A 21,363-nucleotide genomic window follows, 5' to 3' on the forward strand; every position below is an offset into this window, starting at 1 on the left:
ATCGTATTTTTAGAAGAAGGAAATTCGGAATCAGGACTTCAACACATATTGGAAGAACATTATTTGCAGTTTACGCAACAGGGAATCGAATTAGACCAAATACCAGATGCGGTAATTACAGCCGTTACTGAAGGTAAAATTATTGGGTATCAAGGAAAAAGAAAAACTCGCGCTATTTATGAAATCACTTTTAATGGCAAAACACAATACATTGCTGTAACCATAAGCAATAATGGTTATATCGTTGGTGCAAACCCTAGAACTTCCCCATAACTCGTTGAAAAAGTGAGTATGTCAGAAAAAATCAAACTCATGGCTGATTATGGATGCTACCCTCTATGGTGGGCTTCTGATAAAGCTGGTGACATTGACCCAGCAACACTGTCCTTAAGTCAAGAGACTATTATCCGTTTGGAAAAATGGGCTGAGGTTTACGACGCAAAGTTGAACTGGGACGATCCGGCTTCATCTGGTTTCCCAAGTTTTGAAGTAAGAGATGCTTTTGAAGAAGAAGGAATTAGTCTGTGGAAACAGTTGCAACAGGAACTTGCACCTAATTATGAAGTTGTCTATTGAGCGCGATCGCTATCGCAAAATTGTAAATCATCCCAATGAATTAGAAGTTTTGCTTTGATAAAGCATAGCGTCCCAACTTTACTGCTACAACCATTGGTAGTTGATAGCTGTAGGACTGGTTAAGTATAACCATCATCCAAAAAAAAGAATCTCTTCCGGCTTTAGCCAAGGGAATCGTGAAATTCATCTCCTGGTTGTGGTGGTTCACCGTCAGGACGATTTAAAATCCGATGGAAAACAGTAAAGTCAGCTTTTTTATTACACTCAAGGAAAAACTCAGATGTTTTCATAACTGAAACTTTTTCTGCTACCGCAGTTGTGATGAATTGATTGACACTGATACCATATCGAGCTGCTAAACGTTCAACCTCTGTCTTCAAAGAACGTGGTAGCCTTAAAGCATAATTTGCAGTAGTATTTTTTAATTCTTTCATACATTTGCGGCTGCTATAAATGGAAGTGTCAGCACTGGGTTAGTGTAGAGTGGTTCTACCAGCAACCGTTGTTGCTTTTCACTTTGAAAGTTATCCACTGGTTTGTCATCCTCGATTTCCAGTTGGCTAATGTCGGGGATAGCAATTTCCTGTGTCTCTAGAAGTTGCTGTTCGGACATGAGTTCTGATTTTACCCCAAAGCGCTGACATCTCTCTTATTGTAAGCTCAAATCATTAACATTTGCTGCTCTGCAAATTAGTTGTAACCAGACTTTGCGTCGAACTGTAAAGTTGTCTGTGGAAAAAGGAACAACATTTTAATGAAATTGTCAAAAAGCCCCTCAGCTACCTGGCTTGTCAGTTGCGCAATAGGATAGCATAAAGCAAATACAGGTTATGGGAATATGAGCGGATAGTGCGGTGTAAAGAGTATTTGCAAAGTTCTTTCTCTAAAGGATAGGTTGATTTATGGAGTCAGTGATTTTTGAACATATTGAAATTACACCTGGTGTATGTGGTGGGAAGCCCCGTATTTCTGGACATCGAATTCGAGTGCAAGATATCGTTATCTGGTACGAAAGACTAGGACTTTCTCCTGATGAAATTGTGTCTCAGTATCCAAGCATTACCCTAGCAGATGTGTATGCTGCATTGGCATACTATCACGATCATCTTGAGGAAATCAGACGACAGGTTCAAGAAGATGAAGATTTGGCAGCACAGATGCAAGCACAAACTTCTTCACTTCTCCAAGAAAAGCTGAAAAATCGATATGCCTAGAACGATTTGATTTCACCTAGATGAAAATGTTAGTAATTCTGTTGCAGATGGGTTACGCCGTCGTGGTATTGATGTTACTACTTCTCCGGAAGAAGGACTAATTTCTATTACAGATGAAGAACAAGTCGTATTTGCACTTGCTCGCAGTAGAGTTGTTTTCACTCAAGATGCTGATTTTCTCCGTCTACATCAGCTAGGAATTGAGCACTCTGGCATTGTTTACTGTAGCCAAGGGAGTAGGTCAATTGGTGAAATCATACGCAGCTTAGTCCTAATATGGGAGTGGTTAGATGTAGAAGATATGCGTGGGCGTGTTGAATTTATTTAAAACCACTTGACACGGTTGCAATATTTTTGTGTTGCGTCCCAATAAATAGGAAGTTTTGCTTCGAGCGAGCTAGCGCGATCGCACATCAATGCTGAAAAGTAAATTATCATAGCATAAAGCAAATACAGGTTGTGGGAATATGAGCGGATAGTGTAGCGTCAAGAGTATTTGCAAAGTTCTTTTTCTAATTGAAATTACGCCTGATGTATGTGGTGGTAAGCCCGAAGCTGCAACAGGAACTTGCGCCTAATTATGAAGTTGTCTATTGAGCGCGATCGTCTACGTCAAGTTGTAAATTATCCCAATGAATTGGAAGTTTTGCTTTGATAAAGCAAGCGCGATCGCGACTGCTTTAATTTCGCAAGCAACTTACTTAGCTTCCTTAGTCAGTTCAGGAACAGACATCTCAAGTATATGCGCTTTGGCGATCGGAACCTTACCATAACAGTCTTGAACGCACCCCTCCAGATCTCGAAATAAGCGAACGTACAGCGAGAACTCCGACAAATTGTAAAAATTCGTACTAATTGTTACTGCGTACAAACATGAGGGAACTCTATAAATAGCCCATTTAAATTTGATGAGTTAGGGCTATGTTGTCTCGCAAAATAGAGCTTGAGGTACTTTGTGGCAAAGATGTTCCCTGAAACCCTGCGTTCTGATATTAACAGCAAGGCAGAAAAGCTTTTATATCAAGCATTTCAGAAACAATTATCAGATAATTTCACTGTCTTTCATCAAGTTCGCTGGCAAGCCCGTAATATTCGTAACGGAGCGAAAGATGGTGAAGTTGACTTTGTTATAGCTTCTCCCGATTTAGGTATTTTAGTACTAGAAGTCAAAGGCGGCGAAATTTGCTACAACGGCAGAGAAGGCAACTGGTATAGCAACCAAATGCGCATAAAAGATCCTTTTCAACAAGCGTGTACTAGCAAACACAATCTAATTAATCGTCTTAAAGAACTGTCTTATTGGAGGAGTCTTTGGATTCCTATAGGACACGCAGTTGCATTTCCAGATGTTGAAGTTAATGGTAGTTTACCTTTAGATGCTCCTCGCAAGATTATACTCGATCGCACCCACTTGAACAATTTATCAGGTTGGGTGCAGGAAACTTTGAACTATTGGCGCGGTGAAAATCCACCAACTAATCGGTATAGAAATAGTTTCGATGCAAAAAGTATCAAAGACCTTATCAAAGTAATTGCACCTAATCCTCGCAAACTACCATCACATCACGATGATACTGCTTTCATAGAGCTAACCGAACAACAAATTGGTATGCTGGATATTATAGCAAGTTATCGACGTGTAGCTATCAGTGGTTGCGCTGGTTCGGGAAAAACTTTATTGGCAATGGAAAAAGCTCGCCGCCTTCAAGAACAGGGATTTAGCGTTTTACTAACCTGTTACAACAAAAGCTTGGCTCAATTCATGGATAAGACTCTTGGTTGGAAACCAAATTTACACGTCTACAACTTCCATGGATTATGTGAAAAATTATCTCGTCAAGCTGCTCTTGCACCAAATAGAGACGAATTTTCTCAAGAACAACTTTTTAGAGAAATTTATCCAGAGCGTCTTGTACAAGCTGCTGATAAAATCAGATGGCACGTCGATGCAGTGATAGTCGATGAAGGACAAGATTTTCATGAAAATTGGTGGTATGCACTTAAACTATTACTTAATGAGCCAGATGATGGCATTTTCTACTTCTTTTATGACAGCAATCAAAACATTTATGATGCTGGTTGGAAACCTCCTTTAGAAGAAGCTCCCTTTGCCTTAAACAAAAATTGTCGTAATACTCAAAAAATCCACGAATATGTTCTAAAATTTCATCCAAATCCGAATTCAATGGCATCATTATGTCCATTAGGACAAGATGTAGAAATGTATCGTTATACAGGAGATACCCAATTAAAAAACTTACTGAGTCGTCTTCTTCACTATCTAGTTATTGATAAAGGTTTCGCTGCCAAAGACATTGCGATCCTAACAACTAGACGCAAAGGCTCACTTCAAAATCAAATGGTAGGACAATTTCGTATCAAAGCAGATCCTGACACCAATCGAAATGAAATTCTTTGTAACACCATTCATTACTTCAAAGGACTTGAGAGTCAAGTAGTTATTTTAGTAGTAACCGAGCCTAATAATTCAGAACATCAGAAATTAATGTATGTGGGTGCTTCTCGTGCGCGTCATCACTTAGTTGTTCTCCAGGCAAATGTTTAAGAGAACAACATTTTAATAAAACGAAAATGTTACCTACACGCCGAACTCAAATTGTATCAGGGTCAATACCCATCTTTCTTAACCGTTCTGCCAATCAGGTTGCTCTTTGTCGTTCTCGCTCGCTCAACTCTTTTCCTGTTGGAATGACATTTCCATTGATATCGCACCACCTCAGCCAAACACCGGGCTGTTCTTCAAACGTACCCGTCCATACTGTTAGACCTAGCCCGACTGTTTCTAGCCAGAAAGGTGAAGTCATTTCTACATACTTTCCTGCTGTCATCGCGTATACCTGCAAGAGTGCGCCGTTCATTTGCTCTGCTTCTTGAATCTGTTGTAGGGGGTCAAACACTGCATAGTACGCAATCCCAACACGCGCATAACTATGAATTATTTTTTTAGCCTCACGCAAAGACGCTAAGACGCTCAAGTTTTTTGCGCCTTTGCGCCTTGGCGTGAGATTTTCATACTATCAATTAGCAACGCCCTCACAGCTATTATAATGCCCCACAAAATCAATGCAGTTAAGTCATAGCTTACACTACAAGAAATTTCAGGGCATTCTTGTATTTGGAGTTTCTAAGCCACTTTTCTTTTCTTACCTTGCCTTATAGCAAAGCATAGACCAATTAATGATAAAGCCGCTACACTAGAAGCCTCTGGTACTTGAACTGCTTTATCTGATAAAGCAATTTCACCGTTAACGACTTCTCCGTTATCACCCACTTCTCCAATGTAAAGATATAACGGACTGGTATTTGCAGGAATAGGGCTGCTCAGATTAAACGATATTTTCCCACCATCACCTAAGCTGGCAAATCCAAAAGCTGTTGTAGGATTTGCGGAATCAGTGACGAGAGCGGATGTGGAGTTGGCGTCAAAACTTTGTAATGTCGCAACTGAGTTATCTATAGTACCGTTTGATTCACCAAATAAATCGTCTCCAGTTTCAGGATCTATGGGATTGACGCGAGGACGCTGCGTTCCTGGAGTGAAGACAACTCCAGTCGGAGTAAAATTGAATACGTTTAACCCTGGAGCGCTGTTGATATCATCTGCATTGTTTACTAAAACGTTGCTAATTTTAATAGCATCTAAATCAAAGCCACTAAATCTTCCAGTCGTACCACCTTGTTTTGTATTACTATCAGCGATCGTAATAGATTTAATATCAGAAGGAAGATTAGATATTTCTGCGTAGTAAACAGCAGTGCCTTTAGGATTGCCACCAGTAGAACCAGGTAGCTTAATAAATCCATTAATATCAAATGTTGCAGCTATTGCACTGTGAGCGGAGAACAGACTGATGGCAGTAGCAGCAAACCCTATCTTGAAGCAATTCTTCAAAAATACACGAGAAATTTTTGGCATAGTGTTTTTAAGTTAGGAGTGACCCTGTAATTAATACAGAGAACCACCTACTTTTCAGGAAAGTTAAAGTTCGTATTGCTACCTTTCTATCAAATTTTTACAAACTCAGTGTTAAGCTTTTATGAAAGAAATATACTGAACTGTAATTTTACGGTAAAAACAGGCAAGTTTTTTTGTGCCTGTTTTTTAAAACAATTCAACCGTACAAATACTTAGGAAGGAGTTTTTTGTAAATCGGGTCGTTCTTCTGGAACGATCGCCCCTTCTACAGGGCAAACTTGAATGCAAATACCACAATCGATACAAGTGGCATAGTCAATCCAGTACCAATCAGTTCCCTTGACATTCTTACCAGGTCCGGGATGAATGCAAGCTACCGGACAAGCATCTACACAATCTGCAACGCCTTCACAAACGTCAGTTACAATAGTGTGCGGCATAGTTCCCCTCTGTATGAGATTAAAATTGCTGTATCTCATACAGTATATCGATGGTCACTGGTCCCTGCTCACTGGTCACTGGTCCCTGGTCCCTGGTCACTGGTCACTGGTCACTGGTCACTGGTCACCGATCGCTGATTCAATCGTTGTGGAACCATCGGCTTTAATCCAAGCTATCTGGGCGATACTACGATCGCGTGCGGACTTCCGAATTTCATCTACATCCCGTCCTCCCAAATCTATTTCCACCCTGACTATGTGCTTAGAATCTCGAAGTTTCTTAGCATGAGTGAAAGCCGCAGTATATGCACTCTCATCTTCTGGTACAACTAACCAATTAATCGGTGGAGTTGCTTGGGGTAACTGACTGCTAGAGAGGAGAACTTGTTGTAAATCTTCTAAGAGAAGTGCAAAACCGATTCCAGGTATATTTTCTCCTTGGGGATGGTAAAGCTCTAAAAGATGGTCGTAGCGACCGCCTCGTCCCACTACCCTTGCTTGTCCGCCTGTATCAGTAACCACTTCAAACACTATACCCGTGTAGTAATCCAATGTTTGTATGAGGCTTAGGTCAAGGATGATTTCCATCCCTGTCCCATGAGATAAATTAGTATTTATTTTTTCCGACTGATATAGTAATTCTACTAATGCTTTTAGATTATTGACTGCTGCTTGCAAAGGCTCGTCTAAACCTAAACTGCTCGCTTTTTGCAAGACATCAGCCGGATTTCCTCGCAAATCCAGCATAATTCTGGCACGTTCTTTAAGCTCATCGGTTAGAGGTAAGGAGTCTATTGTAATGCGATCGAGGTCAGCGATCGCACTCCTGACTTTTCCTTGAAGATGGGCGGGAAATGCCGTCAGGAGCGATCGAGTAATTTCTGCCTCGCCCAAAATTAAATGCCAGCGTTGTAAACCTAACGATTGCAAACAATTTGCGAGTAACAGCAAAATATCCGCATCTGCAAGCAATCCTCCACTCCCCAGTAATTCCACACCAGCTTGATAAAACTCCTGTTGGCGGTTGTGTTTTAACTCTCGCGTGCGTTGAAAAACATTGGCAGTGTAGTACAGACGTTGCGGATAGGTTACGCCAGCCATGCGCGTCACAGCCGTGCGAGCGATGGAAGCTGTGAGTTCCGGACGTAGCCCCAAATCCTCATCTTCAGAATTTTGCAGTTGAATCACCGTTGAGCGTTGAATGGCTCCGCCCGCCATGAGCGTATCCATACGTTCTAGCGTTGAGGTAATAATTTGGTGATACCCCCAACGGTGAAAAACTTGTTGTAGTCTCTCTTCAATCCAGCGTTTTTGAGCCACATCGAGGGGTAATAAATCCCTCGCGCCTGCAGGCGGTTGATACACCATTACTTCTTCTTCCCACCAAACAAACCACCAAACAAACCGCCACCCCCAGATTTGTCTGGTTGTTTAGTCCCATTGGATGACGTTGCTGTTGGCTTCGTTCCATTGGGTTTTTGACCAGTCATCTGTTCAATTTTGCGCTTCCCATCCGACGCTATTTGGTCTTTTGGGTCTAATTGTAGGGCGCGGTCAAAATGAACCTTTGCCATCGTGATTTGATTTTGCTTCAAATACACTAACCCGATCGTGCTATGACAGCGACTATTACCAGGCTCTAGCTTTAGGGCATCTTGTAATTCTACCCTAGCTTGTGCCAGTTGATTCTTTGCCATCAATTCTTGAGCGCGACGGAGATAATGAGTGACGGCTGAATCTTCTTTAGGTGGTGAAGGTGGCTGTTGTGGTACGGGTGCGTTGTTTGTTGGCGTAGGAGGTGTTTGGGCTTTGGGTGGAGCAATAGGCTTTGGGGCGGCGAATGTTTTACCAGATGTCCGCATTAAGTAAACCAAATTTAACTCGCTCACTAATCCTACGAACTGTTGTACCTTCTGCAAAGAATCATACTGAGTTTCAGCTATTTTAGCGATCGCATTTCTATAAATTTGTTCAAAATTAGGCGTACTAGCTAGCTGCTTAGCCAAATCAGTTGTGATTTCCACCGAAGCCGATTCTTGAACCAAGCGCTTGCCCATTTGCGACATCACTAAAAGGTACTCTGCTCGATTTTTTTCTTGAGAGAGTTTTTCATAAGATGGGTTAACCAGTTTTGACAACAATTCACCAGCCAGTTGTTTTTCAGCACTGTTTTGTGCATCACAGCTATCAGGGTGCAAGCGACGAGCGATTTTGAGGTAGCGTTTGCGAATCTCCTTCATATCCGCATCAACACACACGCAAAGAATTGCATGATGGTCGATGAAATCGTATCTAAAAAGTCCGCGTTCTATCTTGAATGACATAAATATAACAGGTGTTTTCCCAATAAGGTTTATAGGATTTCTCTAGTTTACTTTGCTTCTGAGAAATGGCTATAAAATTGACCTACTTATTGATTCCACGTAGATAGGGATGGCACTTGTATAAGTTCTTGACTCAAACTCTCGTGAATATAACTATTAGTAGCTAGAATCCTTCCTGATGTTAAATCTAAGGGACTTCTATCATAAGCAGTTACCTTTCCCCCAGCTTCTCTCAGTAAAATCACACCAGCAGCAATATCCCATATAGAAATACCTCGTTCCCAGTAGCCATCGATACGTCCACAAGCAACGTGAGCCAAATCTAAAGATGCCGAACCACTGCGTCGAACTCCTTGAGTCAGATGGGTCAGGTGACAAAATTCTGCGTAGTTATTGTCTGAAGTTTCACGACGGTCGTAAGCAAATCCCGTAACTAGCAAACTTTTACTCAATTCAGAGGTATTTGAAACTTGAATGGGGCGACGATTGCGCGTAGCACCCAAACCTTGCGCCGCACGGAATAATTCATCATGGAAAGGATCGTAAATGACACCCACTTGTGGGACATCATGAATCAACAATCCAATAGAAACAGCAAAGAAGGGGTATTGGTGGGCAAAGTTGGTAGTACCATCTAGAGGATCGATCGCCCAAAGAAATTCATTATCTCGATCGCCCAGTTTTCCGGATTCTTCAGCCAAGATTGAATGATTGGGAAAGTGACGCCGTACAATATCTAAGATCGTAACCTCTGAAGCTTTATCAGCAACCGTCACTAAATCCCCAGGTCGCCCTTTTTCCACAACAGCGTCTTCTATCTTCCCTAAGTAACCTTCCAAAACTGCACCTGCAGCAAGGGCTGCTTCCGTAGCAATATCTAAGAAGGTTTGTAAGTTATTCATGCGTTGGTTGTTAGTTGTTGGTTGTTAGTAGGGGCGCGGCGGCCTTGCGCCCTTACAATAGTTGGTTGTTAACCACTAACCATTCTCTAACGATACTGACGCCGATATTCACTAGGAGTGAGACGCATAGGTTTTTGCGGGTTCCAAATGCCTTCTCCCATGAGTCTCGCCCATTGTTGAGCGCGTTCCAAACGGCGGTCGTATTTGTTGTTAGGCGATCGCGGTGCAAACAGCCCGTGTCCTTCTTTCAGTAACTGTTCGTTCAACAAAACCTTATCTTGCCAAGCATAAGCTAAAGTTCTGCCAAAAGAGTCTTTCACTTCTACATCAAACTCTAGCGAGACAGATTGTTCGTTCCCAATCAGCACTTCCAAGCGTTGTTTTGCAGCATCACCCCAAGGACGTTGCTGCAAATCTGGTGCATCGATATTTAGCAACCGTACTTGAGCGATTAAACTAGGTTGTTCGCCTATACCTACCACTTCTATCGTTTGCCCGCTCACAACCTGTGCTACCTTAACCACCACTCGGTTTGGATCTTCCACCTTCTTTTGTGGTTGACAACCTACCAATAGCAATAAACACAGTAAAGTTATAATTCCAAATACCTTTGCGCCTTTGCGTCTTTGCGTGAGGCTAATTTCACTCTTCATCTAGCGGTAAGCCCTTCCGAACTCTCCCCCGAGCAAAATATTGTCCAAACTGCAGTTCATAAACTTCATCTTCGTCCTGTGTCTCCACCTCTAAATCGGAACGGGCATAACTCACACATAACAGAGCATAACCTTTCTTTCTTAATTCTGGGGATAGACCTACCGCCTCTGGTTGGTAAATTTCTCCCGACAGTACCCTAACAGCACAAGTGGTACAAGCCCCATTTCGACAAGAAAACGGCAGTTCCACGCCTTGTTTTTCAGCCGTATGCAGGATGTAGCGGTCATCGGGAACTTGCAACGTGTGAACAATGTTTTTAGCGCGATCGCGAACTCTTACAGTGTAAGTTTGGGACATCTGAATTTTCAAGTGAGATTTTGAATTATTTTAGAGGAAACCTATTGCGTTTTCCTAGACTTGCTTGTAATATGGTAAATCGTGACAACTTGGAGAGGTGGCCGAGCGGTTCAAGGCGCAGCACTGGAAATGCTGTAACGTAGAAATGCGTTCGAGGGTTCGAATCCCTCCCTCTCCGTTCCCATAATACATGGGTTTCAGAGATTTTAGATTCTTCAATAATGGTTGAAGTAACGGCAATTGGTTGAAGTCTTTTTGCAAAGTGTCAAAATAAAGTTGGTGTCGTTAATGTGTGCTTTCCCAGTATGCTATGAATATTTCACTGTTAGATTATCCTATAGAAGAAAAACTGGTAACCCTGAGAGATGTTTCTTGGGAGCAATTCAAAGGAATTGAGGCACAGCTAAAAGATAACCGCAGTGTCCGACTGTCTTATTTATTGGGAACTTTAGAAATTATGTCTCCTGTTGGGCCAAAGCATGAGCGTGTAAAAAGTACTTTTGGCTTGCTACTAGAAACTTACATGAAAGTGTTGGGTATCCGATTTTATAAAAGTGGTGGGTTCACTTTGGAAGAACCGGGCTATGCTTCTGGGACACCTGATGAATCTTATTGCATCGACACTGATAAAGAAACTCCTGATATCGTAATTGAGGTCATCATTACTAGTGGCACTATTAACAGAAAGGAATTATACAAACCCAAAAGAATTCCTGAAGTTTGGTTTTGGAAATCGGACACTATAAGAATATTCCGTTTAAATGAAGAAGGCGAATATGAAGAAGTTAACCGTAGTGGATTCTTCCCAGATTTAGAGCTAAATGCGTTACTGCAATACATTGCCATGCCCGACCAGTACGATGCTGTTCTGGAATTTGAGCAGTTTCTCAGACAACAACTTCCCTGAAAAATGGAGTAAGCTAATAATTCTTTAATTTGCACAGCCGAGAGTCAACCTAACTCTTGTGGGACGGGCGTCCTCGCCCGTTCATCTGTGCAAATTAAAAGCGCAACCAATGAATTACTATACTTAATATCTTGTACCGGGAAATATTGATGTCAAAACCATGACTAGCTGCAAGAGGAACCAAACGTTTGATATCAAGTAAAATTAGTTAATTTTTACATTATTGCCCAGAAGCTCCCTGCTGTTGTTTTCTAATTGCACGGGCGATAAGAGGAGCCTTTTTTTCTAATCCTTGTAGAGTTAAATCTCCATCTAAATACAGTTGATACCATGATTGACGCTGGCGCAGGACTCGCTCATCATCCCGCAACCGCAACCGTTCTAAGGTAAATTCTGCTTTTTGACGTTGTTGGGAAGGAACTTTATCGGTCAACACTAACTGTAGGGAAGGCAGTAAAATTTCAAACCAATCTTCTCCCAAATCAAACGGGTCAAGCACTTGGTCATCAAGTGTACCTTTGCAACTATTAATCCAAGCCGAAGCAAAGCGTAAATTGCTCCATTCGTAAGCTAAACTACGGTAATTTTCGCGGCTGAGATAATGCTCTACTGTACCAACGGGTTCGTACATAACTGAATATGCACAAAGATTATGAAACCCATTGGCTAAATGACTTTTGAAAGGCGACCAATAATCTCTAGTTCCTTTTTTTGGATCTGGATTTTTTGCCAACCAAGCATTTCCTGGTTGTCGTACTTTTTTATCAAAATCTAGTGGTTCTGGTGGAGGGTCAAACGGCATCATCTGTGTTATACCCCTGATAACCCAGAATTTCTTTTTTCTGATGTGACAATCCAACGCGCCCAAAATGGGTCATGTCCGGGTAAGACTTTTTGTAGTTCTTGATGTATTTGCGTGTGGTTTCTTAAGTTTTCTGGTAACTCATTCATATTACCATTCCGCATCCAAGTTTCTGCGGCTTCGATGGCAATTTCTGCTTCTTTGGAGCGGGCTTGTTTGAGTCCAAAAATTTCTGATGTTAACCAGCCGACTGTATCGCCTTGTTTTGACCAAGGTATTTCATCGAGAGTTACTTCTCTATCGTCTAATTTAAATAAAAATAATTTATCTTCTTCTTCATTAAAATTTGGTTCTAAGGAAGCAAGTACAAGTGGAGAATGAGTAGTGACTAAAGCTTGTATTTTTATACTATTTTGGAATTCTGTCACCACATCTAAAATAGCTGGTAAAATGACTCTTTGCCAACGAGGATGCAGGTGAGATTCAATTTCATCTATTAGTAATAGTATTTGATTTGTTGGCTCTTGCTGTCGCAATTCAGAAGCTTGTTCATGTTCGTACCAAGTCCACACAAGTAAGTAAGCAAGTCCCAAAACCCTCTTCATCCCGGCTGAAGCTTGAGTGACAGGAACATTACCATAGGGCAAATTAATTGTAGGAATATCGCGCACGTCTTCCACAGAAACTCGCGTAGGTTCTCCAATCTCTATCCATTCATCAGGATGAGGTGCAAGTTTTTTAATGACGTTAGCAAATAGTTGAAAAGGATATTTGTTGGGTTGGTTTTGCCATGTTACCCAATCTTGAATTAGACCGTTACAAAGAACTTTCCCCTTTTGTTTTAAGCCATTCCAAAGAGTATCTGGATTAAAGTTATAAGCATTATCCCGTTTACGTGCGGGGTCAAAAACTGAAAAACTGCCATCAACTTGCACGTAAATAACTACACTTTTTGAGAAGTTATCCAAGGACCAATTCCCTTGCCATTTCTGCTCGGGAAAATCAAAGTGGCTCTCAAAGTTTATTTCATGAAAAAGTAGTCTCCCATTTCGTGTATCAATTTTGGAGACAATTTTTGGTAATTCATCTGTATGTCTACGTGGATAAGCAAGTTGGTCTACCCAATTTCCAGTCAGTACCCACCAAGCAACATCGAGTAAAAAGCTTTTACCTAAACCGTTATCACCCGTAAATATATTGAGTCGAACGGCGAATTCAACATCAAAATGGTCGGTTGGACCAACTTGCTGGAGGTGAAGTTCTTTTAACATTTAACTATCCCCTTTGCTGTAGAGCGACAGATTGTGCGATCGCAACGACAAATTACACACTATTCCCTATTCCCTTGCATTTGTGGTTGACGCGCTACCATTTGTTCGTAAACAAAACGAGACATTTTTGGATAAATTTGCCAATCTTTAGCATACATGGAATCGTCAGCACCGATCGCCAAAACATAAACAGTTTTCCCATCCGGTGTTGCTACTAATGCTGCTTCTTGACGAGTACCAGTCGTCCAACCAGCTTTAGAATAAAAATTAACGCCCGTATCTGCTAAAGACTGACCGAGAAACCCAATAATCGGGTTAAAACCTTGCTGCTGATTCTTCCAAACGTCAGGATTCAAATCTCTTTTTAACCAACCACACATTTTTTTGCTAATTTCTGGTGAAATCGCTTGTTGAAGATAACAAATTTCATATATTAGTCTTGCGGAATGAAACGTTGTGATTTCATTACGAAAAGGATCTTTGGGATTGTCAGGATTCTTTCTTATACGGACTTCACTTCCTTTTGGTCCTGATAATTTCAGGGAAGCAATAGGATATGTTTTGTGAGTTAGATTAATACCTTCGTAGCCTGCTAACTCAAAAAAGTGAGTGATTTGTTCGCGCTTCTTTCGCCAGGTTTCAAATTCTTCATCACCCAACTTACGCTCATATTGCGTGTCGCTTATTTTATCAACAATAAAACTAGCTGCTTCGTTATCAGACTCCTGAATCATTCTAGCAATATACGGATAAAAACCTTCTTCATCTGACCAAATGCCGTTAGCTATTTGAGCGTAAAGCAACACTAGCCAAAACATCTTTGCTACACTAGCAGGATATTTTAATGCCTCTTGCTGGTAACCAGCCATTTCACCAGTTTTAGCATCTATTAAAGTAATTGATAAAGAGTTTGTGGGAAAACCCCGATCTGCTGCTAAATTAACAGCATTGTTAACAATTGTTTGTAACTCCTGATTCTGCTTGAATTCAGGAGGTGTTCGGAGATTATAAGCAACTTCTATACTTTCATGCCCTAGTTGACGGGTGGGAATAGGTCGTGACTCTGTTGTAGACCAGGTAGGGGAAGATGGAGGAACAAAAGATGGAGAAGTAGGTTGTGGGGTTGGTTGTTGTATGGGTTGTTGTTGCACGGGTTTGTGTATGAGTAGAGCATATAACCCCCCCACTAAGGTGTACAACCCAAAACCCATGATTGCCAATCCACTAGCAACCACTGTCAAAGCCACCAATCTTATAATCAAAAGATTTTTGCGAGAACCTTTGTAGCGGCGTCTTCTCCGTCTGTAGTTAGGATTTGTCCCTTGTGGATATGGCGGTTGTGGATAGGGAACTTCGAGAACTGTAGATCGACTCCTTTGTCTCTGTTGTCTGTACGCTAAATTGTTTTCCTGTGAATATGGAACTTCAAGCACTGCAGATCTGCTGCTGAACTCCCTATGTCCGTAACTTGGAGTTTTAGAGGATGATGGTGCAACTTGTCTTCTCAAAGGTGCAGATGGATACCCTTGTCTGTTTTGAGAGTATGCTGTCTGTTTGTGAGATTGAACGTAACTCTGACGGCTGGGGTCAGGTACTTTACGTCTACGTCTCAGTTCTGTGGATGGTGCGACAACCTGTTGATTGCGTCTATCCCATTTCGTTTTTGTTTGCTGACTCACAAGCTACACCTTAATTTGTAGGATTTACAAAGGGGTTATGGGTGAGTAGGGGCGTAAGGCATTACGCCCCTACAGAGGTTAGAGGTAAATAGCGATGACAGATAGTGTGATGGATATTACCAGAATTTAGCGAAGATAACACAGTTTCTTGTAAAAATTAGTCGTATGATAGAGTATCTTGGCAAATTTTTGATTTTATCAGGTTGCAACTTTATGCCTTTGAGCGCTAAGCACTCATCTTCTACAAATCAACTACGTCAATTACTACAACGTTCTGAAATCTTGGTGATTCCTGGCGTTTATGATTGTTTGGGAGCAAAACTTGCCGAACAGGCAGGTTTTGAAGTCTTAGCAACTAGCGGCTTTGGTATTGCAGCTTCTACACTTGGTTTGCCTGACTATGGTTTTCTCACTGCTACTGAAGCCCTGTATACCGTGGGACGGATTGCTCAGTCAGTCGATATTCCTCTGATTGCTGATATGGATACGGGCTATGGCAACGCTTTAAATGTTATTAGGACTGTTAAAGATGCCGTACAACAGGGAATTGCTGGAGTGATTTTAGAAGATCAAGAGTGGCCTAAAAAATGCGGTCACTTTGAGGGGAAGCGTGTTGTTCCCATGGCAGAACACATTGGGAAAATTCAAGCAGCCGTTCAAGCACGTGGTGACAGTGGGTTGGTTATAATTGCTCGTACTGATGCTCGCGCCCCTTTGGGTTTGGAAGAGGCAATTCTTCGAGGTCGTGCTTATATTGATGCAGGGGCAGATGTCTTGTTTGTAGAAGCTCCTCAATCTGTTGAGGAACTGCAAAGCATAGCCTCGGCTTTTCCTGATGTGCCATTAGTGGCAAATATCGTAGAAGGTGGCAAAACTCCTCACCTTTCTGCTTCTGAGTTACAGGCGATAGGCTTTAAAATCGTGTTTTTTCCAGTTTCTGCTTTGCTAGCAGTCACAAAAGTCATGAGCGCTTGTTTCCATCAGTTGAAAGAACAAGGAACCACAGCTGATTTTCAAGACATGGTTAGCTTTAAAGATTTTCAAGAACTCATTGGTATCCCTAAATACCGTCAACTGGAACAGCAGTTTGCTGAGGGAGTAGGGAGTAGGGAGTAGGGGTTTTGAGAAGGTTTACCCCAGCCGTCCAGTAAAGCTAGCGATCGCGGCTACAAGTTCTATGGTCTCAACGGGTTTGATGAGAACAACTCGGAAACCCTGAGAGAACGCTTGTCCTCGGTCACTTGGATTCGTCAGAGCGATCGCTCTTATGGGTCTGGCTAACTCCGTCTCCAGTTGTTGGATATGACGAATCAGCGTAGTGAAATCCTCGCCATCTGCACCAAAATCCACCAGAACAACATCTGGCTGAACTTGTCCGATTTGTTCTGAAGCGATCGTCCTAGATGCTATTCTCACTGTTGCTTGACAAATGACTCCAAGTTCTATCCGCAACTTTTGGGCTATGGGTTCATTTGCCACAGCCAAAACCTGTACGCCTTTTAGGTTGACGATTCCAAACTGAAATTCTGGCAATTTTTTTTTACCCCAATCAGCCATCAATTCAACGAGCGATCGCAACGTTTCACCTTGAGAAGTTAGGGAATATTCCACTCTAGGTGGTGTTTCTCGGTAGGTTTGTCGATGAATCAAGCCATTCGCTTCTAACTCACGTAATTGCTTGGTTAAAACTTTCTGAGTAATTCCTGGAATCAACTGCATTAGTTCACCGGGGCGCTTTGCGCTTTGTCTTAACCACCACAAAATTGTTGACTTCCATTTGCCGCCGATCGCTTCTACTGTGACTTCCACCGGACAACCATACTTTTTCTTCAACGTACTCATAACTTCATTAGTAACCGTTTGGTAATAATTGATTGCTCGTGGTATCACTTTTTTGAAGTGACTTTTGCAAGCCAATCTAGAAAATTTTACAGGAGATTTCATGCGAACCTGTACAGATCCAGCCAGTGCCACTTCTCTACCGAACGGCACAGTTGCCACATCTGCCACCCGCCCTAATTTTCCAATTAAACCGGGCAAACTATTCATTAACGGTGAATGGCGCGATGCTTCCAGTGGCAAAACGTTTGACGTAATCGACCCAACCACAGAGGAAGTAGTTGCCCAAATTGCGGAAGGTACAAAAGAGGACACTGAAGCTGCGATCGCAGCTGCTCGCATCTCATTTGAACGCGGTTCCTGGGGACAAATGAGCGGTCACGAGCGGGGCGAAATCCTTTGGCGAGTGGGTGACTTGTTCCATAAGTACGGTGAAGAACTGGCATTTTTGCAGGCAAAAGAAATGGGACGGCTGTTTACCGACAGCATGGCGATCGATATTCCCCATCTGGCAAATGTGTTTCACTACTTTGCAGGTTGGGCAAGCAAAATTGAAGGTTCGGTCAAACAAACCACCAAAGGATTGCACACCTACACCCTCCGGGAGCCTTTAGGCGTCATCGCTGCCATTACACCATTTAACTTTCCCTTAATTCTCTCAGTCCACAAGTTTGCCCCCGCGCTTGCGGCTGGCAATACAATCGTCCACAAACCTGCCTCCTCTACACCACTCTCTGCCATCAAAGTTGCGGAAATAATGCAGGAAGCAGGAGTGCCAGATGGAGTATTTAATCTAGTTCCGGGACCGGGAAGCACGGTTGGACATACGTTATCGACCCATCCCGATGTCCATAAAGTTGCTATTACGGGTTCAACAGCAAGTGGAATTCGGGTAATCAAAGATTCAGCAGACACACTGAAACATCTAACGATGGAGTTGGGCGGCAAGTCTGCCAACATTATCTTTGCTGATGCAGACCTGGATGCGGCAGCAGAAACTGCTTACTACGGGATGTTTTACAACAAAGGTGAGATTTGCTACGCTGGGTCGCGTATGTTGATTGAACGCTCGGTGTATAATGAAGTACTTGAGCGCGTAGTGGAGTGGGCAAAGCGAACCAAAGTGGGTGAGCCTCTCGATCCGGACAGTCAAATGGGACCGATTGCCAATCAGAGTGAGTACAACAACGTGCTGCGATATATGGATATTGGCAAACAAGATGGCGCACGGCTGGTTGCAGGCGGTAAAGCAGTAGATATTGGCACGGGTAAGGGCTACTTTGTGGAACCGACCGTGTTTGCGGATGTCAACAGCGATATGACGATCGCTCGCGAAGAAACATTTGGTCCAATTCTTTCGGTGATTCCCTTTGACGATTTTGAGGATGCAATTCGCATTGCGAATAACAACCAATATGGCTTGGTTTCAGGTGTGCATACTCTTGACATCAAGAAAGCACATCGGGCTGCGACTCGTTTGAAAGCAGGAACGGTTTGGGTGAATACTTGGGGACATTTCGATCCATCCAGTCCCTTTGGAGGCTACAAGATGAGCGGCTACGGACGGGAGAACGGCTGGGAGGCGTTGGAGTTTTATCTGCAAACCAAGACTGTTTGGGTAGACTTATCATAATTTGCAACCATTTAGCGAGCGCTTAACAAATTAGCATTGATTGCAACAAAAAGGAAAAAACATGGACTTACAAAACAAAGTTGTTCTAATTACAGGTGCAAGTAGTGGCATTGGTAAAGCCATCGCCCAAGACCTTGACAAAGCTGGAATGAGACTGGTGTTGACTGCCCGCTCTCAAGACAAACTTAATGAACTGGCTTCCTCCCTCCAACAGGCGAAAGTCATTGCAGGAGCTATCACCGATCCAGATGTACCTCAAAAATTGCTCGACACTACTCTTGAAACGTTTGGTCAACTGGATGTGGTCATTAATAATGCTGGTGTAATGACTGTTGGGGCAATCGAAGACGTGGATATTGAAGCGATCTGTGAGATGGTGCGGCTCAATGTGGAGTCAGTCTATCGGATGGCTTACACGGTTTTGCGTCATTTCAAAACAATAGGCAGTGGATTTCTAATCAATACATCTAGCATCGCTGGGCTAAAGACTGCGTCTCAATACGGTGCATACAACGGCACGAAATATGCAATCGAGGCGTTTACTGACGCCTTACGAATGGAACTGGCAGGAACCGGAGTCAAAGTGTCAGCGCTCGCCCCCGGTACAGTAGCTACAGGTTTATACGATCGCTGGAGCCAGGAAGACAAAACCTACGTTACTTCGGGGGGTGCTTTGCAACCGGAAAATATTGCTCGTTGTGTCCGGTTTATTCTGGAACAGCCCGATGGTGTCCTGATTCCTCGAATGCTGGTAGTTCCGACTAATCAACCTGTTTAAGCAGATACTCTTTAGTATCGTCAATGCTTTGCTACCTGATATGAGCGGAATGGCAGTTGGTACGACAACCTCAGCCGCTGAAGAAATTGCCAAACTTTCTCCTGGTGCTCGTGTTGTCGAAGCACTGCCAACTTTTGCAGAAGTCCTCAATTCCCCTTCACGTCTCTTTGGTGACCAACTTACAACAGTGTTTTACAGTGGCGACGACGAGGAAGCAAAACAGGTTGTGGCAGATTTGTTGCACGAGATTGATGTTGAGCCGATTGATGCCGGACCACTCAAGAACGCACGCTATGTTGAACCTGCTATGATGCTTCTGATTCAGTTGGCTTATACTCAAAAACTGGGACAAGTCTGTTTTAAGCTGTTGCGACGCTGAGATGTTAGCGCAACAGCTTAATTACTCCCTTTCTGCTCTAAAATTACTGATTTTGTGGGGTGGATAATGCCACCCTGTGTCTATAGGTAATATAGCTGGCGGTTCGGGAGTAATATCAATTTGAAAAAAGAATGTTACAACTCGTTGAGTGAAATTCAGTTCAAATTAAAAATCGTATTATTTTATACTTAATAAGCGCGAATCCTCACTCCGTGAGTGGTTCCAAGTTCCCAAGTTCCCAATCGCGAATTTCTAATCCTCAAGAGGATATATGCCAAAGAGTCGCTGTAAAGCGATCGCGATCGCGCTAGTTTGAGTAAATAGTGCGTTATTTTAATTTAAAAAACTTAAATAAATGAATCCGACTTTAACAGTACCAGGTAACCAGCCCATTAGTTCTGAAACACAAAACGTTCTTACCAAAGAACAAATACCTGGGAAGCAACTCATCATTTTGATTTTGGAAATGCTTTTAGCATTACCCTTTAGTATACTCTTGGCAAAATTCCATATTGGTGGAGTCGCCTGGATATTTGGCGGCATTATCTCTGGGGCTATACTACTTCAGACATATCGCATTATTTACAATAATACCCCAAAACCTAACCGGGCAGCTAGAAAGACGGGGATGGCACTTGTGGGACTCAACGTTGGGTTTTCCATCTCTCACGGTCATTTGACCAACGCTGTATCAAGTTTTCCCGTGTTTGCTTTTCTGACCTTTTTCTTGCTGTTATGTGGTACTTTTATTGGTTATATTTACTCTCGTTTAAGTAAAACAAATTTGTTAACAGCGCTATTAGCTACAGTACCAGGTGGTGTTGGTATGATGTCAGCGATCGCAGCAGATTATAACCGCAATGTTCCTTTGGTAGCAATGGTTCAAGCGATTCGCGTGACTACCGTAGTTTTTTTGATTCCCTTAATTGCTAGGATGTTATCCGGAAATCAAATTTATTCACCAACACTTCCAGTTTCAGGAACTTTGCTCAACCTCGAACCAACACAATTAGGATTATTATTAATATCCCTCTTATTTGGCATTTTGGGAGTTTATATTGCTGTCTTCTGCAAAATTCCTGCAGGTGAGTTTTTCGGTGCAATAGTTGCTGGTATAGCCTTTAATCCAACATTAAATCTATTGCCTTTGGCAGGTCATATCGATTATGCTCTACCACCATTAGTTAACATAATAGGACAAATGCTGTTAGGAATTACCATTGGCGAGTACTGGGGTGACAAACCAACTTTAGGCAAAAAGAGCATAGCTTATGCTTTTGTGTCTGTAGCAATGACCTTACTAACTGGCGTTGCAGCCACAGTTCTTGCTATGCAATTAACTTCTTGGGATTGGTTAACCTGTCTTTTAGTAACTGCTCCTGGTGGCTCGGCAGAAATGATTCTAGTTGCTTTAGCTCTACATCATAATGTAGAAATCGTCACAGCAGGTCATTTAGTACGATTAATTGCGATTAACAGTTCTCTTCCCCTATGGCTTTATTTATTTCAAAGGCTTGATAGCTAGTACTAATGACAATTGACCAATGACTAATGACCAATGACTAATATAGCAATTCCCACTTCCGTGAGGTACATCGAAAAAATAATTAACCGCAGATGGACGCAGATGGACGCGGATGAATTTGTACCTCAGCAGACTGGGAAACGCTA

Annotated in this window: 25 protein-coding genes, 1 tRNA gene and 1 pseudogene; 13 read left to right on the top strand and 14 right to left on the bottom strand. The window is 42.4% G+C overall.

Going from position 1 to position 21,363, the window contains the following annotated elements:
• The first annotated feature begins 48 nt into the window (after positions 1-48).
• A complete protein-coding gene (locus tag ACKTT2_RS46525; RefSeq protein ID WP_407899553.1) occupies positions 49-273 on the top strand; it encodes a hypothetical protein in 225 nt (74 codons plus the stop codon).
• 18 nt (positions 274-291) lie between these two features.
• Positions 292-576: an immunity protein CdiI family protein gene (locus ACKTT2_RS46530; RefSeq protein ID WP_407899555.1), complete on the top strand. Its 285-nt coding sequence runs from the start codon at positions 292-294 to the stop codon at positions 574-576.
• Positions 577-737: 161 nt separating this feature from the next.
• On the opposite strand, the gene ACKTT2_RS46535 is transcribed toward ACKTT2_RS46530, so the two are convergent.
• Both ACKTT2_RS46535 and ACKTT2_RS46540 read right to left on the bottom strand, forming a co-directional pair.
• Entirely contained in the window at positions 738-1,010 is a 273-nt protein-coding gene (locus ACKTT2_RS46535; RefSeq protein WP_407899557.1) for a hypothetical protein, read from the bottom strand.
• Positions 1,007-1,189 (bottom strand): hypothetical protein, encoded by a 183-nt coding sequence (locus ACKTT2_RS46540; RefSeq protein ID WP_407899559.1) that lies wholly within the window; start codon positions 1,187-1,189, stop codon positions 1,007-1,009. Before ACKTT2_RS46540 ends, ACKTT2_RS46535 begins: the two co-directional genes overlap by 4 nt.
• A gap of 289 nt (positions 1,190-1,478) precedes the next feature.
• On the opposite strand from ACKTT2_RS46540, the gene ACKTT2_RS46545 reads away from it, so the two are divergent.
• The 4 genes and pseudogenes from ACKTT2_RS46545 to ACKTT2_RS46560 all read left to right on the top strand — a co-directional run bounded on the left by ACKTT2_RS46545 (position 1,479) and on the right by ACKTT2_RS46560 (position 4,356).
• Positions 1,479-1,790, top strand: coding sequence for a DUF433 domain-containing protein (locus tag ACKTT2_RS46545; RefSeq protein WP_407899562.1), 312 nt, complete (start codon positions 1,479-1,481; stop codon positions 1,788-1,790).
• Positions 1,791-1,815: 25 nt separating this feature from the next.
• A pseudogene (locus ACKTT2_RS46550) lies at positions 1,816-2,118 on the top strand (DUF5615 family PIN-like protein); the annotation flags it as partial.
• 304 nt (positions 2,119-2,422) lie between these two features.
• Positions 2,423-2,563 carry a hypothetical protein gene (locus ACKTT2_RS46555; protein ID WP_407899564.1) on the top strand — a complete coding sequence of 47 codons (141 nt, stop codon included), beginning with the start codon at positions 2,423-2,425 and terminating at the stop codon, positions 2,561-2,563.
• Positions 2,564-2,754: 191 nt separating this feature from the next.
• Positions 2,755-4,356 (top strand): nuclease-related domain-containing DEAD/DEAH box helicase, encoded by a 1,602-nt coding sequence (locus tag ACKTT2_RS46560; RefSeq protein WP_407899633.1) that lies wholly within the window; start codon positions 2,755-2,757, stop codon positions 4,354-4,356.
• Between the two features lie 94 nt (positions 4,357-4,450).
• Here the strand turns inward: ACKTT2_RS46560 and ACKTT2_RS46565 are convergent, their stop codons facing one another.
• From ACKTT2_RS46565 to ACKTT2_RS46600, 8 genes are all read right to left on the bottom strand, one after another.
• A complete protein-coding gene (locus ACKTT2_RS46565) occupies positions 4,451-4,786 on the bottom strand; it encodes a hypothetical protein (protein WP_407899566.1) in 336 nt (111 codons plus the stop codon).
• Positions 4,787-4,935: 149 nt separating this feature from the next.
• Positions 4,936-5,727 carry a PEP-CTERM sorting domain-containing protein gene (locus ACKTT2_RS46570; RefSeq protein WP_407899568.1) on the bottom strand — a complete coding sequence of 264 codons (792 nt, stop codon included), beginning with the start codon at positions 5,725-5,727 and terminating at the stop codon, positions 4,936-4,938.
• A gap of 212 nt (positions 5,728-5,939) precedes the next feature.
• Complete coding sequence (locus ACKTT2_RS46575; protein ID WP_407899570.1) at positions 5,940-6,167, bottom strand: ferredoxin family protein; 228 nt, start codon at positions 6,165-6,167, stop codon at positions 5,940-5,942.
• A gap of 117 nt (positions 6,168-6,284) precedes the next feature.
• Positions 6,285-7,535, bottom strand: coding sequence for an ATP phosphoribosyltransferase regulatory subunit (locus ACKTT2_RS46580; RefSeq protein WP_407899572.1), 1,251 nt, complete (start codon positions 7,533-7,535; stop codon positions 6,285-6,287).
• A complete protein-coding gene (locus tag ACKTT2_RS46585; RefSeq protein WP_407899575.1) occupies positions 7,535-8,491 on the bottom strand; it encodes a J domain-containing protein in 957 nt (318 codons plus the stop codon). Before ACKTT2_RS46585 ends, ACKTT2_RS46580 begins: the two co-directional genes overlap by 1 nt.
• 86 nt (positions 8,492-8,577) lie before the next feature.
• Positions 8,578-9,393, bottom strand: coding sequence for an inositol monophosphatase family protein (locus tag ACKTT2_RS46590; RefSeq protein ID WP_407899577.1), 816 nt, complete (start codon positions 9,391-9,393; stop codon positions 8,578-8,580).
• Positions 9,394-9,479: 86 nt separating this feature from the next.
• Positions 9,480-10,046: a thermonuclease family protein gene (locus tag ACKTT2_RS46595; protein ID WP_407899579.1), complete on the bottom strand. Its 567-nt coding sequence runs from the start codon at positions 10,044-10,046 to the stop codon at positions 9,480-9,482.
• Positions 10,036-10,404 (bottom strand): 2Fe-2S iron-sulfur cluster-binding protein, encoded by a 369-nt coding sequence (locus tag ACKTT2_RS46600; protein WP_407899581.1) that lies wholly within the window; start codon positions 10,402-10,404, stop codon positions 10,036-10,038. The genes ACKTT2_RS46595 and ACKTT2_RS46600 overlap by 11 nt, the downstream gene beginning before the upstream one ends.
• Positions 10,405-10,495: 91 nt before the next feature.
• Between ACKTT2_RS46600 and ACKTT2_RS46605 the strand changes: the two genes are divergently transcribed.
• Together ACKTT2_RS46605 and ACKTT2_RS46610 are read left to right on the top strand one after the other, a co-directional pair.
• Positions 10,496-10,582 (top strand) — tRNA-Ser (locus ACKTT2_RS46605).
• A gap of 132 nt (positions 10,583-10,714) precedes the next feature.
• Positions 10,715-11,311 carry a Uma2 family endonuclease gene (locus ACKTT2_RS46610; protein ID WP_407899583.1) on the top strand — a complete coding sequence of 199 codons (597 nt, stop codon included), beginning with the start codon at positions 10,715-10,717 and terminating at the stop codon, positions 11,309-11,311.
• A gap of 220 nt (positions 11,312-11,531) precedes the next feature.
• Here the strand turns inward: ACKTT2_RS46610 and ACKTT2_RS46615 are convergent, their stop codons facing one another.
• Genes ACKTT2_RS46615 through ACKTT2_RS46625 form a run of 3 tightly spaced genes read right to left on the bottom strand, consistent with a single transcriptional unit; the run spans position 11,532 to position 15,063 of the window.
• A complete protein-coding gene (locus ACKTT2_RS46615; protein ID WP_407899585.1) occupies positions 11,532-12,116 on the bottom strand; it encodes an HNH endonuclease family protein in 585 nt (194 codons plus the stop codon).
• Between the two features lie 5 nt (positions 12,117-12,121).
• Entirely contained in the window at positions 12,122-13,384 is a 1,263-nt protein-coding gene (locus ACKTT2_RS46620) for an AAA family ATPase (protein ID WP_407899587.1), read from the bottom strand.
• Positions 13,385-13,443: 59 nt separating this feature from the next.
• Positions 13,444-15,063 carry a serine hydrolase gene (locus ACKTT2_RS46625; RefSeq protein ID WP_407899589.1) on the bottom strand — a complete coding sequence of 540 codons (1,620 nt, stop codon included), beginning with the start codon at positions 15,061-15,063 and terminating at the stop codon, positions 13,444-13,446.
• Between the two features lie 213 nt (positions 15,064-15,276).
• Between ACKTT2_RS46625 and ACKTT2_RS46630 the strand changes: the two genes are divergently transcribed.
• The gene (locus tag ACKTT2_RS46630; protein ID WP_407899591.1) at positions 15,277-16,179 is read left to right on the top strand and encodes an isocitrate lyase/PEP mutase family protein; all 903 of its coding nucleotides are present in this window, start codon (positions 15,277-15,279) and stop codon (positions 16,177-16,179) included.
• A gap of 15 nt (positions 16,180-16,194) precedes the next feature.
• Here ACKTT2_RS46630 and ACKTT2_RS52475 read toward each other — a convergent pair whose 3' ends face one another.
• A complete protein-coding gene (locus ACKTT2_RS52475) occupies positions 16,195-16,953 on the bottom strand; it encodes a winged helix-turn-helix transcriptional regulator (protein WP_500691435.1) in 759 nt (252 codons plus the stop codon).
• 16 nt (positions 16,954-16,969) lie between these two features.
• On the opposite strand from ACKTT2_RS52475, the gene ACKTT2_RS46640 reads away from it, so the two are divergent.
• The 4 genes from ACKTT2_RS46640 to ACKTT2_RS46655 all read left to right on the top strand — a co-directional run bounded on the left by ACKTT2_RS46640 (position 16,970) and on the right by ACKTT2_RS46655 (position 21,217).
• Positions 16,970-18,535, top strand: coding sequence for an aldehyde dehydrogenase family protein (locus ACKTT2_RS46640; protein ID WP_407899593.1), 1,566 nt, complete (start codon positions 16,970-16,972; stop codon positions 18,533-18,535).
• A 61-nt stretch (positions 18,536-18,596) separates the two neighbouring features.
• Complete coding sequence (locus ACKTT2_RS46645) at positions 18,597-19,313, top strand: SDR family oxidoreductase (protein WP_407899595.1); 717 nt, start codon at positions 18,597-18,599, stop codon at positions 19,311-19,313.
• A gap of 28 nt (positions 19,314-19,341) precedes the next feature.
• Positions 19,342-19,692, top strand: coding sequence for an NADPH-dependent F420 reductase (locus tag ACKTT2_RS46650; RefSeq protein WP_407899597.1), 351 nt, complete (start codon positions 19,342-19,344; stop codon positions 19,690-19,692).
• A 355-nt stretch (positions 19,693-20,047) separates the two neighbouring features.
• Positions 20,048-21,217 (top strand): AbrB family transcriptional regulator, encoded by a 1,170-nt coding sequence (locus tag ACKTT2_RS46655; protein WP_407899599.1) that lies wholly within the window; start codon positions 20,048-20,050, stop codon positions 21,215-21,217.
• Positions 21,218-21,363: the final 146 nt, after the last annotated feature.

This window comes from Scytonema hankhaensis NUACC26 (assembly GCF_045865695.1).
In the GTDB taxonomy this organism is placed as follows: Bacteria; Cyanobacteriota; Cyanobacteriia; order Cyanobacteriales; family Nostocaceae; genus Scytonema.